The organism is Rossellomorea sp. SC111 (assembly GCF_024733565.1).
GTDB lineage: Bacteria > Bacillota > Bacilli > Bacillales > Bacillaceae_B > Rossellomorea.
The window spans coordinates 1-15264 of record NZ_JANIOC010000015.1; the positions used below are offsets into that span (position 1 = coordinate 1).

The following is a 15264-nucleotide window of genomic DNA, read 5'->3' on the forward strand; positions in this document are numbered from 1 at the left end:
TCGTTATCAATGGGGCTTGAAAAAAATGACCCCAGCGCAATACCGGGGTCATTTACTAGCAGCATAGGTCCTTTTTTATAAACTGTCCATTATTAGGGGCGCAGTTCAAAATTAGAGAGGCTCTTTTTATATAGTCGTTTTTAAAAGCACAAAAAGATTTCCAGGATATGGGGGGATTAGAGCAAGCCCCAACGAGACTACTGTTAACGAAAAGAACGCAACGATCGAAAAAGGGGAAATAACCTTGCCAATACAGAAACGGAAGAACAGATCCAAATGCCTTGAGGGAAATGAGGAAAGGCAGAACGACCCTCGCCATTGCTCACAGACTATCAACCATACCGGATACGAATCTCATCCTGGTTTTGCAGCACGGGGAAGTAGTTAGCGTGGCAGCCACCAGGATTCACTTCATCAGAAAGGGATTTTTCATTAAATGTATCTTCTGCAGAATGGTTTGGTCGATGATATGGAGAATGCCACATCAGAAAGCTGAAAAGGGATGCTCATGCAACAGGGAGACCCTGATTCGGGTCTCCCTGTTCATATTTAGCATTATATTAGTATCATTTATTGGTATGGAATGTTTACTTCAGCTCATTTGTGGTGTGTAACATTTTTTTATGTATTGAGAGTTGTAGCTATTTAACAGACGATCAAGTTCCTGACTAAATTGAATAGCTTGAGGTGACGTCAGTCCATTTTCAGCAACAATATCAATTAATTGAGCACGCTTTTTTTCAATTCGTTCTAGAAGCTCTTTTTTAGACACGGCTGTTTCCTTTCTTTTGTATGTCCTGACAAGTGGAATACAAAACTAGTAATAACTGTAACTTTTCATTAGTATAACGAAAATAGCACATTTTTTCAAAGTAAAATTAATGGATTTAAAAAAAAGAAAAGAGACTTTAATACAAATGAAAGAGTAAAAGGTGATTGTAATAAGATGGTCACAAATCTTTCACATAAACATTCCTCATAGTTTGAAGCATTGTTTGATAGAATAGACATATATACTGAAATGTAGGAGATGTGGAAATGTCTGATATTAATCTTTTTTTAGCATTCGGGGCAGGGTTCTTAAGCTTCATATCCCCATGCTGCTTACCTTTGTATCCCGCCTTTCTTTCATACATAACCGGGATGAGTGTCAGTGAATTGAAAACGGATAATGCCATGTTGCAGAGAAGAAGTCTGCTGCATACATTATTCTTCTTGGTTGGTTTCTCAGCTATTTTTATCGCGATTGGTTTCGGGGCTTCTTTTATAGGAAACTTCTTTTTAAATTATAAAGATCTTATTCGACAGCTTGGGGCTATTTTTATCGTCATCTTTGGCCTGGTCGTCATTGGTGTGTTCACCCCGGAATCCTTGATGAAGGATCGAAGATTTGAATTCAAGAATAGGCCGGCGGGCTTTATCGGTTCGATCTTGATCGGAATGGCATTCGCAGCAGGATGGACACCCTGTACCGGTCCGATCCTTGCTTCAGTTCTCGCGCTTGCCGCAACTAATCCGGGTTCAGGTGTCATGTACATGACAGCATACGTATTAGGCTTTGCCATCCCTTTCTTCATTCTGTCATTCTTTATTGGACGAATGCAGTGGATCAGAAAGAACAGTGGAAGAATTGTAAAAGTAGGGGGATACGTCATGATTGCAGTTGGGATCATGCTGTTCTTTGACTGGATGACTGTCATACTTGCTTACTTTACGACTGTGTTTGGAGGCTTTAAAGGATTTTAATAACAATCAGGTGATAATTAACAGAATAAATTGAATATATATTACGATTTATGGTATAGTTTAATTGGGTGAATTAGGTAAATAGACTCAATTGACATCGATAGTGTGTACGAGGAGGAAACATCTGTGGCAACGATACTTGTAGTGGATGATGCGAAATTTATGAGATTGACTCTTGGAAACATGCTTTCATCCAGCGGGCATGTAGTCGTTGGTGAAGCTGAGAATGGCCATATTGCCGTGGAGAAGTATCGTGAGCTTCACCCTGACCTGGTAACGATGGATATCACCATGCCGGATATGAATGGAATCGAGGCGGTTAAGAGAATCCTTATCGAATTCCCTCAAGCCAAGATTATCATGTGTTCTGCAATGGGACAACAAAAAGTGGTAGTGGAAGCAATTGAAGCGGGGGCGAAGGACTTCATTGTTAAACCCTTTGATGAAGTGCGAGTAGAAGAAGCCATCAAAAGAGTGTTAGGGTGATAAACCGAGAGAGATTGAATCTTCCATTCATTCTCTCTTTTTTCTGTTTTCGTTTTTCCTGCATTTGGGCTATAATAAGGGAAGGTATGAAAGTAGATTATAAAAGGATGATGATGCTTTATGATGATTGCTTCATCCATTGTAGCGATTTGCATGGGATTTATGGTGATATTTATCAGGATGAAGGCTCAGAAAAGGCCGGTAAGCGGTAAGAAGATTATTTTACCACCTCTCTTTATGAGTACGGGTGCGTTGATGTTCTTATTTCCTGTCTTTCGGGTCAATGTGAGTGAGTTTCTTGAGGCCGTTACTGTCGGGATGGTATTTTCTCTGTTGTTAATCAAAACATCCAAGTTTGAAATTCGAGAAAATGATATTTATTTAAAGCGTTCGAAAGCGTTTGCCTTCATTTTGATCGGCCTTCTGTTAATTCGAATTGTAGCAAAGTCGATCCTTAGTACTTCAATTGATTACGGAGAACTGAGCGGGATGTTCTGGTTACTTGCTTTTGGCATGATCGTGCCATGGAGGATAACCATGTATTTTCAATATAGAAAGCTGCACCAGGAAAATCAGGATTTAACGACGAATTCAATTTAATACACCTTTAAAAAGCAGGGAGGTAACTCCTGCTTTTTTATTTTGTCCATCTTACTGAAAGATGACGGTTTTGTGACAAAAGAGAGGAATATGCATAAGAGTAAATGTTTTAGGGCAAAGAGGGAGAAGATGAATTAATAACAAATGATATTGGTGGGATTACGATTGTTTACATTAGCAGATATTTGGACTTTTTTCCTGGCCTTCTTTTTTACATTGCCATTGGTCACCATTCTACACGAATTGGGTCATATCTTGATTGCGCGCATATTTGGAGCCAAGATTAAATTTGCCATTGGAACCGGCAAACACCTGATAAATATTGGCCCTTTAGAAGTGAAGAGAATGTACTTCATGGAAGGATGGTGTCAATATCGGGATTTGAAGTACAACAAGGTTTGGGTGCATGTGCTTATCTATTTATCAGGAAGTTTATTCAACCTTGCGGCGATTTTATTCATTAACTATCTCATTTATGAAGGTGTGATTCCTGTTCACATCTTTTTCTACCAATTTGTGTATTTCTCGGTTTACTTTATCTTTTTCTCGTTGTTTCCTTACAGGAATGGAGACGGAAAGCCGAGTGATGGCCAAGCTATTCTTGATGTCATTCGATTTGGCAAAGCAGAGGATCCCATTGATTAATTGCCCATATAAAAAAGGTAAACGATTAACGTTTACCTTTTTTTGCATTCTTCCATTTTACGTACAATATAGCAGCCCCAACAATGAAGATTAAATATAATACAATTGGAATGACAAGTATCGAGCCCATTCTATTCCCTGCCTGTTTTATTAGAATAAATGTTCGTAGGGTGTAACTTCTATCTGCATTTCGTCGAGTTTTTTTCTTAGAAATTTATGATCCCGCTTTGGAGTTGCCAAAATATATCCTCTGATGACTAATTCTTTCGTTATGGCTGCAGCTCTTTCTTTTAAAGCTAATTCACCAATTTTTCCGGCGATTTTCTGTTTTGCAACGTCCCTGAATAATTCTGGAACCGGGGTAACCAGCTCATTCAGCATCTTCTTTTCGTCTTCACCCCATAAATGGATGGTTTCGTTCACATAATGCTCTTCCCAATCCAAATCAGATTTGCCATCTTCCTTTGGGAATCTCTTTAAAAATTTCCGGAACATGAAGAATCCACCGATTGCAAATGAAGCCACCAAAAAAACGACCCAAAAAAGGATGAAATATAAGAACCAACCTTCAAGCATATTTTTCACCTCAGTTTAAAAGCATATCCTACTCAATTATAGACAAGGACTTTGCCCGTGACAAGAATATCATCGATTTTATAAAAGATCTCTATACTGTTCTTAATTAGAAATGATATACTAATAAATAACAAATATCGTGAAAATTCTTTCTATTTCGATTGTTTTTAAGCTTGTGCTAATAGGAGGCTAGCAGGATGAAATATACTGGCAGGATCGTATCGTTATTTACTGGACTTTTATTAGTCATTACGTGGGATTTTATTTATTACTTTGTTCTCCATTATCCGGTGGATTTAAAGGTGGATATGGTATTCACTCTATTGATCCTTTTTATCAGTTATTATATGGGAAAAAGTTACGATATCAGCCATAAGACGTTGGCAGCTCTTAGAACGAGTGAGGAAAGGGTAAAGGTGCTTAATGAAGAAATGCAGCACGTCCTTCAAAGTATTGATGAAGTGGTTTTTCACACAAATGCCAAGGGAGAATTCCAGTTCCTCAATCAATCCTGGGAAGAATTTACGGGATATACGGTCAAAGAAAGCCTGCATAAGAATGCCCTCCATTTCATTTCCCTCCATGAACGTCATGAAATCCTTCGCCTGGTAAGGCAAAGCATCGGATTACAGAGGGAGAAAACCAGGATGGATTTATCCTATCAAAAAAGGGACGGTCAATTTCGTTGGGGAGAGGTTAACATTAAGCTCAACTATAATGGAAATGGTGAGCTGCTGGGTACAGTGGGAACCATTTCAGATATTACTGAGAGAGTACATAACGAAGAAGAATTGATGGAAATGAATGAAACACTGGCTATTGAATCTCAAAAACTTTCTGTTGCCGGTCAATTAGCTGCTGGGATTGCTCATGAGGTCCGTAATCCATTGACATCAATAAATGGATTTCTGCAGCTGTTAAGAGATGACGCCGATGAAAAAACGAAGGAATACTTAGGAATTGTCTTTTCTGAAATCAAGCGGATCGAACTTGTACTGAGCGAGTTGTTGATTCTTGCGAAACCCCAATCTGTTACGTATAAACGAATTAATATCATCGAAACACTTGATCATGTTTCTAAATTACTGAATACAAATGCCATCTTATATAATATCGAGATTCAAACGGAGTTTAATGAGAGAGAGCTGTTTATACGCGGTGATGAAAACCAATTAAAGCAGGTTTTTATCAATTTATTAAAAAATGCGATAGAGGCGATGCCTCATGGCGGGACGATTACCATTCATGCAGATTTCAATTCTCATAATAAAGTGCAATTGATGTTTAAGGATGAAGGTGTAGGAATGAAGAAGGAAGCCCTGGATAAACTGGGAGAGCCTTTCTTTACGACAAAAACAAAAGGAACAGGTCTCGGCCTTACTATATGCTTAAGGATCCTTCGAGATCATGGTGCAGATATCCGGGTACAAAGTGAACAGGGAGAAGGTACAACCTTTCATATAATGTTTGACGGCGTACAGGCGTCAGAGAGAAAGAAACGGGAAGCGCTGCAGAAATAGAGAAAAAGAACCCTTATGGATAATGTAAGGGTTCTTTTGTATGGTTAGGGATGAGTTCTTCAAAATGGCGGGACTGCCTGGGAATCGAACCCAGCGGAGACGACACGCGCCTCCCGAAAGTTTTGAAGACTAAGGCAAGCACCAGCTCAACAATCAGCCCCGTAAGATAAGGATATATAAGTTATACCACGGGACGAAAACTTGTTCAATTGTTTTAAAAGTGGAGTCATACAAATGTCCTGGTTATATACCAGTCCTCAGGATATTGAAAGCTGTTTATTTGAAATATTTACAAGATTTAAACTTTGTAGAAATCTGCAAATATTTCTTTACCATTGGTTTATCTCCATGATAAGATACTTTTTGCCGGCTTTTTATAGACGAAGTAAGCGTTTCCTATGGGAGCTGCTTATTGTACTTGAACATATAGATATAGACAGAGAGGGGAAACAAGTATGAAAAAAATATGGGTATTAGGTCTTGGTTTATCATTGGCACTCGCAGGATGTTCTGACTCTGGTTCTGACAAAGAGAAAAAGGATGAGGCGTCAAGTGCTGAAGAGAACACGGATACCGCTGGGGAATTAATGGATTATTACTTGAATTTAACAACGACCGTTAATGGTGTTGATATTGATTTAAATGGTTATGAAGCAGCAATGGCAGGTGAAGAGCCTCCTACTGGAGACGAATTGGCAGCAATGAAAGAATCTGCTCAAGCATCAGCGAAATCATCTGCAGAAGCAGTAGAAGGAATGAAGATCCCTGAGGGTCTTGGGGACCAAAAGGATGCAGTTGAATCTTTCCAATCTACACTGGCAGAATCGTATACCATGAAAGCTGATGAACTGGCTAAAGAAGGCGAAGCAGACTTCACGGCAGCTGATGAAAAATTGAACGATGCAGAAAATCAAATCAAAGAAATCCTTGATGAAGCTGGCCTGGTAAGTTCAAGCTTGATCAGCGATTTAAACGGTTAATTCTAAAGTATAAAGGTCTATTACGACCACATATAGTTGGGGAAAGCGAGTCCGTATTATCCGGGATTCGCTTTTTTTCTGTCCATGTATCCATTTTCTCTCCAACTACCTATATATAGGATGAGAGGAGGGAAAGGATGGAGTCGTTTATTTCATTAGTTTCTGAAGTAGGGTTTCCGATTGTGGTCACGATGTATCTTCTTTATCGAATCGAGACAAAGCTTGATGCTGTCATCACTTCGATTCAAACACTGCCTCAGCAACTCAAAGAATAATGGAAATGGGACCGCTCTATGTGGTCCTACTTTTTATATAGTTTTACAATAGAGAAGCGCCTGATGTCCTTTCAATGTTTTCCTTACACGGAAACCTTGTGAATTTGATATAATTCAGTTAGAAAACAAGAATGTCCGGAGAGGAGAAAACAGTAGTGAAATTCATTCATACCGCTGATTGGCACCTGGGTAAGTTGGTGCATGGCATATATATGACAGAAGAACAAAGATACATATTGGAGGAATTCATAGAACTTGTGAAAGAGGAAGAACCCGATGCAGTCGTCATTGCCGGCGATCTCTATGATCGATCTGTGCCACCTACAGAAGCAGTTGAGCTATTAGATGAAGTATTATTCCGGATAAATGTAGAGCTCGATACACCGATTGTAGCCGTTTCAGGCAACCATGATAGTGCAGAGAGGCTCTCATTTGGATCTTCATGGTACAAACATAGTCGATTTTATTTAAAAGGGAAGGTCTCGGCAGATTTTACACCCATCCATATAAAAGGGGTGAACTTCCACTGCGTTCCCTACGCTGAGCCTGGTACAGTGAGACAATTACTTGATGATGACTCGATCAATAGTCATCATGCAGCAATGGAAGCCATCGTTAAGAGAATCGAAGCACAAATGAACCCGGATGAACCCCATGTGTTTGTTGGGCATGCATTTGTACTGGGAGGGAAAACGACGGATTCGGAGCGGACACTTTCAGTAGGGGGATCGGGTTGTGTGGGGGCAGACGTATTCAGACCATTCCATTACACTGCCCTCGGTCACCTTCACAGCCCCGATGCCATTAAGCATGACACAATCAGGTATTCGGGTTCCCTGATGAAATACTCCTTTTCAGAAGCTGCCCAGAGGAAATCTGTCACCATTGTAGAAATGGGGGAAGATGGGACCTTTGAATTGAGGGAAAAGATACTTCAGCCTAAACAGGATATGAGGGAACTGCAGGGGCATATGGATGAGTTGCTCGATCCGGCTTTTTATCAGTCGCAAAAGGTGAATGACTATTTGAAAATTACACTTCATGATGAAGGAACGTTAATCGATCCGATCAATCAACTGAGACAAGTCTATCCAAACGTCCTTCATCTTGAGCGAAAGAGAGATTTGACTGATGCCAAAAAGAAAACTTCATTCCAAGTATTGGAGGATAAAAAACGATCAGAACTGGACTTGTTTAAAGAATTTTACAAAGACATGACGACGGGTGAATTCACTGGTGAAAAGGAAAATGTGGTACGGAATGTGATTGATATAGCAAGAAGGGAGGTTGATCCTGCTTGAAACCACTTAAATTAGTAATGCAGGCGTTTGGACCATATGCCGGCAGAGAAACCATTGATTTCCGAGAGCTGGATAACCGCACCATGTTCGTGATTTCCGGTAAAACAGGGGCGGGAAAGACCACGATTTTCGATGGGATTTCCTACGCGATCTACGGGAAGGCCAGCGGAGAAGACCGAAATCCGACAGAATTAAGAAGCCAATTTGCCAATAATGATGATAGTACTGAAGTAGATCTTCTATTCAGTTTACGTGGGAGGACGTATCGTATTTGGCGTTCACCCCAGCAGGAAAAAAAGAAAGCAAGGGGTGAGGGATTTACTACCATCAATGCGCGATCTGAATTATATGTATACGATGAAGATGGGAAAGAACAGCTTCTTGCGGCAAATGTGAGAGAAGTGGATGAGAAAATCAAAGAGTTGATACAACTTGATGCCAATCAATTCAGACAGATCCTTATGATTCCCCAGGGCGAGTTTCGGAAACTCCTTACATCAGACAGTAAAGATAAAGAACTCATATTGCAGCGCCTGTTTCATACAGAACTTTACAAGACAATTCAGGAAAAACTGAAATCCGAAGCTGACGAGTTGAAAAGGTCTGTGGAATCTTCCATAGAAGAACGAACAAGGGAATTAGTAAGAATCCATTTTGAAGAAAATGAAGAACTTCAATCTCTTTTATTGGAGAATCCCTTGAATGATCATCGCATTCTGCACCTTCTATCCCCTCAGATTGAAGAAATGGAAAAGAAGGAGAAGAATCTCAGACAACAGTATGAGGACGTTCAGGAAAAGCGGGATGCCTATCAAAAGGATCTCGCAGAGGCTAAAAGTCTGGTTGATCAATACGATCTTCAGGAAAAGCTTAGAATTCAGAAAGAATCCCTTTTAGCCTTAAAGCCTGAAATCGAATCGATCGATCACGAAATTGTATTGGCCAGGAGAGCCTCCCATTTGGTTCAACAAGATGAATATTGCCACAAACTTAATCGGAATCTCAGTGAATTGAAAAATCAATTAGCAAAACTATCACAAGAAAAACAAACAATCTCTGAAAAGCTAATGACAGCAACAAAGATTTTTGAAGAAGAAACAAAAAATGAACATCTCAGGGAGCAAGCCTCCAAAAGAGTCACTCAACTTGAAAATATGGAAAAAGATATAGATTCGTTACATACGTTGATGAAAGAAACGGATGAAGTGAAAAAAAGGTACGAAAAACAGCAGGATATTGTAACAAAACAGAACGAGCAGGTCTCATTATTACAAAAAGGAATAAAAGAACGGGAAGTACGTGTGAAGGCAGGAGAAGATGGTCAGGAAACTTTGTTTCAATTTGAAAAAAACGTACAAGAGAAACAATTTTTGCTGGAGCAGATAAATGAAATGATTCAATTGGAACAAAATCTTCATCGTGTCAAATCGGAGCGTGATCAATTAAAGACTCAATATGGTCAACTTGAGGATCGTCTTCAGGATGCGTCCGAAACGCTGGCATTTTTGGAGGGGAAGTGGAGTTCTGCTCAGGCGTCATTGCTCGCGAAAGGATTATCAGATGATGCTCCATGTCCGGTCTGCGGATCAGAACATCATCCAAACCCTGCCTTAGAGGCAGATTCCATCCCTTCCGGGGAAGATATTAAGATGGCTAAAGCTAAGCAACAGGAATTGGAAACGGAAGAGAAGAAATTAAGCCTCGTCATTGCCCAGGAGGAAACAAAAATCCAAAGCATTCAAGAGCAAATCGAGAATATCAGAAAGAAAATAATTGAAAAGAAACCTGACTTCAATCAGGTTGAAATCGGGGAGACACGTTCGTTGCTAATGAAAGAAATCGAATCGTTGAAGTCGGACATCGATTCGAAGAGGAAAGAAGTGGAGCAGGTAAGAGTCATGGGAGAAGAAATTAGAAAGGGAAGAGAAAAGCTAGAAGAACTTGAAGGGGCAAGAGGGAAGAATCAAGACATGCTCCAAGAACTCAATACTCTTTTTCACACTAAGAATACAACGCTGGAAAAGGTAATGGAATCCATTCCCCGTGAACTCAGGACAAAAACTCAATTTGAACAAGTGTTGCAGAAAGAGAAACAAAGACTGCAAGATTTAAAGGCGTCTTTTGAACAGGCTCAAAAGCAGTATTATGATCTGATGAACCAAAACAGTGTAAAGGAGTCTCAAGTCAGAGATAAAGAGAACCATATAGAGAATGTGAATGTGGAGATGAAAGCTGAAAGAGATGCTTTCCTATCCCTACTTAAAGAACAGGGTTTCTCCCATTATAATGCCTTTCTGAAAGCGAAAAAGTCGGAAGCGGAGGTCTCGGTTCTTCAAGAAAAAGTGAAGAAGTTCGGGGAGGATCTTCGTTCAGTTACTGATCGTCTGACAGATATTGATCAAATCTTAAAAGATAAAATGCGGCCGGACCTGCAAAAGATCGAAGAAGACATCATCAAGGTTACAGAAGAATTAAAAATGGTAAATGATCATCTGAATAGGGTCATGACGAATAGAAAGGAAAATGAACTTATCCTCACCAGGGTGACAGCCATAAATGAGGGGATCAGGGATTTAGAATCAAGATATCAAACGGTCGGACATTTAGCAGAAGTTGCAAGGGGGCAGAACGCGAACCGGATCACATTTGAACGATATGTTCTGGCATCATTCCTCGAAGACATCCTTCAAGTGGCGAATGAGAGATTAATCAAAATGACTTCAGGCCGGTATCAGTTGATTCGAAAAACGGACCGAAGCAAGGGAAATGTACAAAGTGGTTTAGAACTCCTGGTCTTTGATCAATATACAGGGCAGGAAAGACATGTCAAAACATTATCCGGAGGGGAAAGCTTCAAGGCATCCTTGGCATTAGCCCTTGGACTTGCTGATGTGGTACAGCAATATGCAGGCGGGGTATCATTAGAGACGATGTTCATTGATGAAGGGTTCGGGACACTCGATCCAGAATCGCTTGATCAGGCAATCGAAGCATTGATGGATATCCAAAGCAGCGGGCGTTTAGTAGGGTTGATATCACATGTACCTGAGCTGAAAGAGAGAATTGATGCACGACTGGAAGTCATTTCATCACAAAGTGGAAGCAGGACGGAATTCCAATTTTTAGTTTAAGACAATGCCACTCCTAAAAAAGGTCAAGGATCTTCACCCTTGACCTTTTTTATATGAAATTTGAGCGGTCGATCCTTCTACGATGTTTTTAAACACGATAACTGGGACATAAATAGAGGTAAAACGACTAATCAAGTGGAGAGTTCAAATGAAAAGTATCCGCAAAATCTTAATCCCTAGACAGTTACTGTTGTTGTTAATCCTCTCAACAGGCTTATTGAATCATGTCATGTTGATACCGAGTATCTTTCAGGCAGCGGGCCGGGATGGGTGGATCAGTATCCTTGCTGCCTATCCCATATTCCTCCTCATGACGTTTTTAATCTTTTACATCATCAAGCATTCCCCTAAGGAAGGCTTCTTTCATTTGCTTCAACAGAAATGGCCGAGATGGGCGGTCTTATTATTTTCTCTACCCATCGGATTATTTTTACTTTCAAGTGCATACATAACCTTTATTGATTTAATACTATGGCTAAGTGCTTATTTCCTTGCTGATGTACCTTCTTTCATTGTCTGGGGAGGTATTTTCATCATCTGTTTCCTGATCACATGGGCCGGGATTAAACACATGGCGATCGCTAGCGGGATATTGTTACCCCTTGTCATGATCTTCGGGTTTTTCATTGCGATTACGAATACGAATTTAAAGGATCCAAGCTTATTGTTTCCAATTATGAGCAATGGATATGAGCCGGTTATAAAAGGAATGATTTATGTATTGAGCGGACTGCTCGAACTTTATTTGATTGTCTTGATACAGCCATATAGTGAAGGGAAAATAAAGTTTCATCATTTAATCGTACTTGGCTTAATCTTTCTGGGGTTGATGTTCGGTCCACTCACAGCATCCATCATGGAATTCGGTCCAGTGGAATCGGCGAACTTGAGATACCCTGCGTATGAGCAATGGAGGATTCTCTCCATAGGAGAGTTCATCACTCATCTGGATTTCTTTGCCCTTTATCAGTGGCTGAGTGGGGCACTAATTAGGATCAGTCTGTTTATGTTCCTATTGGGGGCACTACTCATTAAAAAGAAGAATCAACATCGGATCTCTTTAAAGGTATTGTTACCGATTTTCATCGTCTTTTTTGGACTGGCCCTGTTCAAAATTGATACATATGATTTTTATATATTTTTGTTTAATATATTTTTTCCACTGACGGTCATCCTCTTCATGGTACAAATCATCGTTTCAGCCATCATTTTACGGTTAGTAAAATAAAATGGTGGATTCACCACGAATAAAAACAGAGCGAGTTAAGTAAAGGATGTTCTCAATGAAGAAAGCCTCTAAAGAAAAGACAACTAGTAAGGAATCCATTGGAGCCCCCCTGGAAGAATTGAGAGAATTATTCTCACACAGTCAGGATCTATTGATAAAGGTCCATTTCTTTAATGGAACGGAAACGACCATCGTTTATTTTGATAGTCTAGTGGATCGCCATTATTTAGATCAATTTATTTTTCCAAAGGTTAAAGAAGCTCCACATGAAACCTTTGCAGAACAACTCATGAGTTTATTTCAGGCAGAGGAAATCACGCAGAAATCCATTGAAGAATTGGCTTCGGCACTATTTTCAGGGTTTGTCCTTTTCTTTGTTGAAGAAAAGGTCTTATCCATCCACGCCGGGAATTTACCGAAAAGATTGCCGGAAGAATCATCTTTGGAAACATCGATCCGCGGACCTAAAGACGGATTCGTTGAAGACTTGAATACCAATATTTCTTTAATTAGAAGGAGATTGTTCACTCCTTCCCTTTGTGTGGAAAAATATAAAATTGGAACAAGGTCTCACACTGAAATTGCGGTTTTGTATCTGGATGATGTCATCGATAAGAGTGTGCTGAATGAATTATACAGCAGGATTGATAAGTTAGACATCGACGTGTTGACAGGGAATCAACATCTTGAATCCCTTATTGATGATAATCCTTATTCGATATTCACAAGTTTCGACTACACAGGCAGACCCGATTTCATTGTAGACTCGTTAAATCAGGGCAGGTTTGCTCTGATTGTAGACGGTTTTCCGACAATATCTTTAGCACCGGTCAACTTATTGTTGCAGATTAAGTCGCCGGAAGACTCAAGCATCAATTATATGTATGTGTCCCTTGAAAGAATCATAAGGATGGTGGGAATATTAATTTCTGCATTCTTACCTGGTTTATGGGTGGCTTTCTCCGCCTATAACATTGAACAAATCCCTTATCTACTAGTGGCAACCATCTCGATGTCTCGATTCGGACTCCCTCTGTCAGCACCGGTGGAAATGTTTATCGTGTTGTTTTTGTTCGAGTTTTTCAATGAAGCGGGTGTACGGCTTCCGAGGGCGATTGGACAAACCGTTTCGGTCTTGGGCGGTTTGATTGTAGGGGATGCTGCCATACGGGCGGGGCTGACCTCTCCCACCATGCTGGTCATTGGCGCCATTACATATATTTCGTCCTTTACTCTCGTCAATCAATCCCTGAAATATGGTACCACGGTACTGAGGTTCATTGTGTTACTGGTAAGTACATTTTTCGGGTTGTTTGGTGTGGTCATGATCTTTATCCTGACGGTCATTTACTTATCCACCATCTCATCTTTCGGTGCTCCGTATTTAGGAACGGTTGCGCCTATTGGCTGGAAGGAAGCTATACGATCCTTTTTGAGGCTGCCGATCCAATTCTATCAACAGAGGACGTCTTCTACTAATCCAGAAGACCAGACGAGGAAAGGTATGGGACCATATGAACAGCAAGATGAGTAAATTCATGGTCATTCTCTCGATTTTTATATTATCAGGCTGTACAGGGTCAAAAAATATCCAGGACTTAACATACATTGTCGCGATTGGACTAGATTACGATGAAGGGAAAGACGAATATACGGCCTATGTTCAAGGATTGAATTTTGCAAATGTTGCGAAGCAGGAAGGAAGCAGGTCAACTGATCCGATTCCACCGTTTGTAGGTTCTGCAAAAGGAAAGACCTTGAACATGGCAGTCAGTAACCTATATAAAGTATCGAGACCACCCTTGTTTTTTGGTCATACGAAAACGCTTGTCTTGTCCAAGAACCTATTGAAGTATAAGTTCAAAGAAGTCTTGGAGGATGTTGGCAGGAACCGTTCCCTGCGACCAAGCCTTGAACTTTTTGTTACGGACGAGAGTGTAGGAGATATTTTTAGTGCGAAGGGATTATTTGACTACCCGCCTGTTTACACGGTTCTTCTGACCGAAGAAAAATCAGAGGGAATCCAAAATGACATCGATTCAACGAGCATGATGCATTTCTTAAGGGAATATTATGAACCGATGGGAACCGCATTGATTCCAAATGTCAAAATCGACCGTCAATCATGGCAGGCGGATGGGGAAGTCGCTTCTCTTTATCTGGATGGATATAGCGTCTTTCAAGATAAAACGTTAAAAGGTGATATTCCGGCAAATGATTCCATGACTGTGGATTGGCTTCAAAATAAGAAAAATTCTCTTGATTATGCCCTTTATGAAGATGGCGAGATCCTGTCAACATTTAAATTAACATCAGATGAACCTAAAGTGAAATATAATAATGATCACGCGAATTTCCCGACATTCTCATTGGAAGTAAGCGTGGAAGCAGAATTGTTAGAAAAGATTAAGGATATCCCCTTCCAAGAACTACATGGTAAGCTTCAAAAATCGTTAGAAGAAAAAATAGCAAAGGTTTATACAAAGGGAATTGAGAAAAAAATGGATCTACTTGATGTCGGTGAACGATGGTATCGCTCCCATCCAGAAAAATTTAACGAGCTGGATAATAGTGGTGACAGGTTTTACCTTACAGACACTTCACTAAAACAAGTAAAGGTGACAGTCGATATTAAACATTTCAATGCCTATCGATATATTAAAGAAACGAGATAATAGCAAAAGAGAAAGAGGAATCACCAAATGAATTTCCTTTTTCTCTTTCTTTTTCCACTTGAATTGCATAACATGAAGGTAGGTCTAAGGGGAATGGAGGA

The 15264-nt window shown here is 40.1% G+C and carries 14 protein-coding genes, 1 tRNA gene and 1 pseudogene; 13 read left to right on the plus strand and 3 right to left on the minus strand.

Going from position 1 to position 15264, the window contains the following annotated elements; translation table 11 throughout:
* Positions 1 to 249: 249 nt before the first annotated feature.
* Positions 250 to 436 (plus strand): annotated as a pseudogene (locus tag NQ095_RS17880) (ABC transporter ATP-binding protein); the annotation flags it as partial.
* Positions 437 to 592: 156 nt separating this feature from the next.
* Here the strand turns inward: NQ095_RS17880 and NQ095_RS17885 are convergent.
* On the minus strand, positions 593 to 772 hold the full coding sequence (locus NQ095_RS17885) for an aspartyl-phosphate phosphatase Spo0E family protein (protein WP_061811297.1): 180 nt from the start codon (positions 770 to 772) through the stop codon (positions 593 to 595).
* Between the two features lie 266 nt (positions 773 to 1038).
* Between NQ095_RS17885 and NQ095_RS17890 the strand changes: the two genes are divergently transcribed.
* The 4 genes from NQ095_RS17890 (at position 1039) to NQ095_RS17905 (ending at position 3477) form a co-directional block, all read left to right on the plus strand.
* Complete coding sequence (locus tag NQ095_RS17890; RefSeq protein ID WP_258264794.1) at positions 1039 to 1746, plus strand: cytochrome c biogenesis CcdA family protein; 708 nt, start codon at positions 1039 to 1041, stop codon at positions 1744 to 1746.
* 126 nt (positions 1747 to 1872) lie between these two features.
* The gene (locus tag NQ095_RS17895; RefSeq protein WP_258264795.1) at positions 1873 to 2232 is read left to right on the plus strand and encodes a response regulator; all 360 of its coding nucleotides are present in this window, start codon (positions 1873 to 1875) and stop codon (positions 2230 to 2232) included.
* Positions 2233 to 2352: 120 nt separating this feature from the next.
* On the plus strand, positions 2353 to 2832 hold the full coding sequence (locus tag NQ095_RS17900; RefSeq protein ID WP_258264796.1) for a CcdC family protein: 480 nt from the start codon (positions 2353 to 2355) through the stop codon (positions 2830 to 2832).
* Between the two features lie 165 nt (positions 2833 to 2997).
* Positions 2998 to 3477 (plus strand): M50 family metallopeptidase, encoded by a 480-nt coding sequence (locus tag NQ095_RS17905; RefSeq protein ID WP_258264797.1) that lies wholly within the window; start codon positions 2998 to 3000, stop codon positions 3475 to 3477.
* Positions 3478 to 3627: 150 nt separating this feature from the next.
* Here the strand turns inward: NQ095_RS17905 and NQ095_RS17910 are convergent, their stop codons facing one another.
* Positions 3628 to 4053, minus strand: coding sequence for a DUF2621 domain-containing protein (locus NQ095_RS17910; RefSeq protein WP_034759880.1), 426 nt, complete (start codon positions 4051 to 4053; stop codon positions 3628 to 3630).
* A gap of 197 nt (positions 4054 to 4250) precedes the next feature.
* Between NQ095_RS17910 and NQ095_RS17915 the strand changes: the two genes are divergently transcribed.
* Positions 4251 to 5573 (plus strand): ATP-binding protein, encoded by a 1323-nt coding sequence (locus NQ095_RS17915; protein WP_258264798.1) that lies wholly within the window; start codon positions 4251 to 4253, stop codon positions 5571 to 5573.
* 65 nt (positions 5574 to 5638) lie between these two features.
* Here NQ095_RS17915 and NQ095_RS17920 read toward each other — a convergent pair.
* Positions 5639 to 5734, minus strand: a tRNA-Sec gene (locus tag NQ095_RS17920).
* Between the two features lie 294 nt (positions 5735 to 6028).
* Here NQ095_RS17920 and NQ095_RS17925 point away from each other — a divergent pair.
* The 7 genes from NQ095_RS17925 to NQ095_RS17955 all read left to right on the plus strand — a co-directional run bounded on the left by NQ095_RS17925 (position 6029) and on the right by NQ095_RS17955 (position 15163).
* A complete protein-coding gene (locus tag NQ095_RS17925; RefSeq protein ID WP_258264799.1) occupies positions 6029 to 6553 on the plus strand; it encodes a hypothetical protein in 525 nt (174 codons plus the stop codon).
* Positions 6554 to 6690: 137 nt separating this feature from the next.
* Positions 6691 to 6828 carry a YvrJ family protein gene (locus tag NQ095_RS17930; RefSeq protein WP_258264800.1) on the plus strand — a complete coding sequence of 46 codons (138 nt, stop codon included), beginning with the start codon at positions 6691 to 6693 and terminating at the stop codon, positions 6826 to 6828.
* A 155-nt stretch (positions 6829 to 6983) separates the two neighbouring features.
* Positions 6984 to 8129, plus strand: a complete 1146-nt coding sequence (locus NQ095_RS17935; RefSeq protein WP_258264801.1) for an exonuclease SbcCD subunit D — start codon at positions 6984 to 6986, stop codon at positions 8127 to 8129.
* On the plus strand, positions 8126 to 11260 hold the full coding sequence (locus NQ095_RS17940; RefSeq protein WP_258264802.1) for an AAA family ATPase: 3135 nt from the start codon (positions 8126 to 8128) through the stop codon (positions 11258 to 11260). Before NQ095_RS17935 ends, NQ095_RS17940 begins: the two co-directional genes overlap by 4 nt.
* Before the next feature lie 148 nt (positions 11261 to 11408).
* A complete protein-coding gene (locus NQ095_RS17945) occupies positions 11409 to 12488 on the plus strand; it encodes a spore germination protein (protein WP_258264803.1) in 1080 nt (359 codons plus the stop codon).
* Positions 12489 to 12543: 55 nt separating this feature from the next.
* Positions 12544 to 14022 (plus strand): spore germination protein, encoded by a 1479-nt coding sequence (locus NQ095_RS17950; protein WP_258264804.1) that lies wholly within the window; start codon positions 12544 to 12546, stop codon positions 14020 to 14022.
* Positions 14003 to 15163: a Ger(x)C family spore germination protein gene (locus tag NQ095_RS17955; RefSeq protein ID WP_258264805.1), complete on the plus strand. Its 1161-nt coding sequence runs from the start codon at positions 14003 to 14005 to the stop codon at positions 15161 to 15163. Before NQ095_RS17950 ends, NQ095_RS17955 begins: the two co-directional genes overlap by 20 nt.
* The last annotated feature ends 101 nt before the right edge of the window (positions 15164 to 15264 follow it).

Coding starts and splice junctions, on each gene's coding strand:
- NQ095_RS17890 (WP_258264794.1), top strand. CDS start 1,039: ATGTCTGATATTAATCTTTTTTTAGCATTCGGGGCAGGGTTCTTAAGC.
- NQ095_RS17900 (WP_258264796.1), top strand. CDS start 2,353: ATGATGATTGCTTCATCCATTGTAGCGATTTGCATGGGATTTATGGTG.
- NQ095_RS17910 (WP_034759880.1), bottom strand. CDS start 4,053: ATGCTTGAAGGTTGGTTCTTATATTTCATCCTTTTTTGGGTCGTTTTT.
- NQ095_RS17915 (WP_258264798.1), top strand. CDS start 4,251: ATGAAATATACTGGCAGGATCGTATCGTTATTTACTGGACTTTTATTA.
- NQ095_RS17925 (WP_258264799.1), top strand. CDS start 6,029: ATGAAAAAAATATGGGTATTAGGTCTTGGTTTATCATTGGCACTCGCA.
- NQ095_RS17930 (WP_258264800.1), top strand. CDS start 6,691: ATGGAGTCGTTTATTTCATTAGTTTCTGAAGTAGGGTTTCCGATTGTG.
- NQ095_RS17945 (WP_258264803.1), top strand. CDS start 11,409: ATGAAAAGTATCCGCAAAATCTTAATCCCTAGACAGTTACTGTTGTTG.
- NQ095_RS17950 (WP_258264804.1), top strand. CDS start 12,544: ATGAAGAAAGCCTCTAAAGAAAAGACAACTAGTAAGGAATCCATTGGA.
- NQ095_RS17955 (WP_258264805.1), top strand. CDS start 14,003: ATGAACAGCAAGATGAGTAAATTCATGGTCATTCTCTCGATTTTTATA.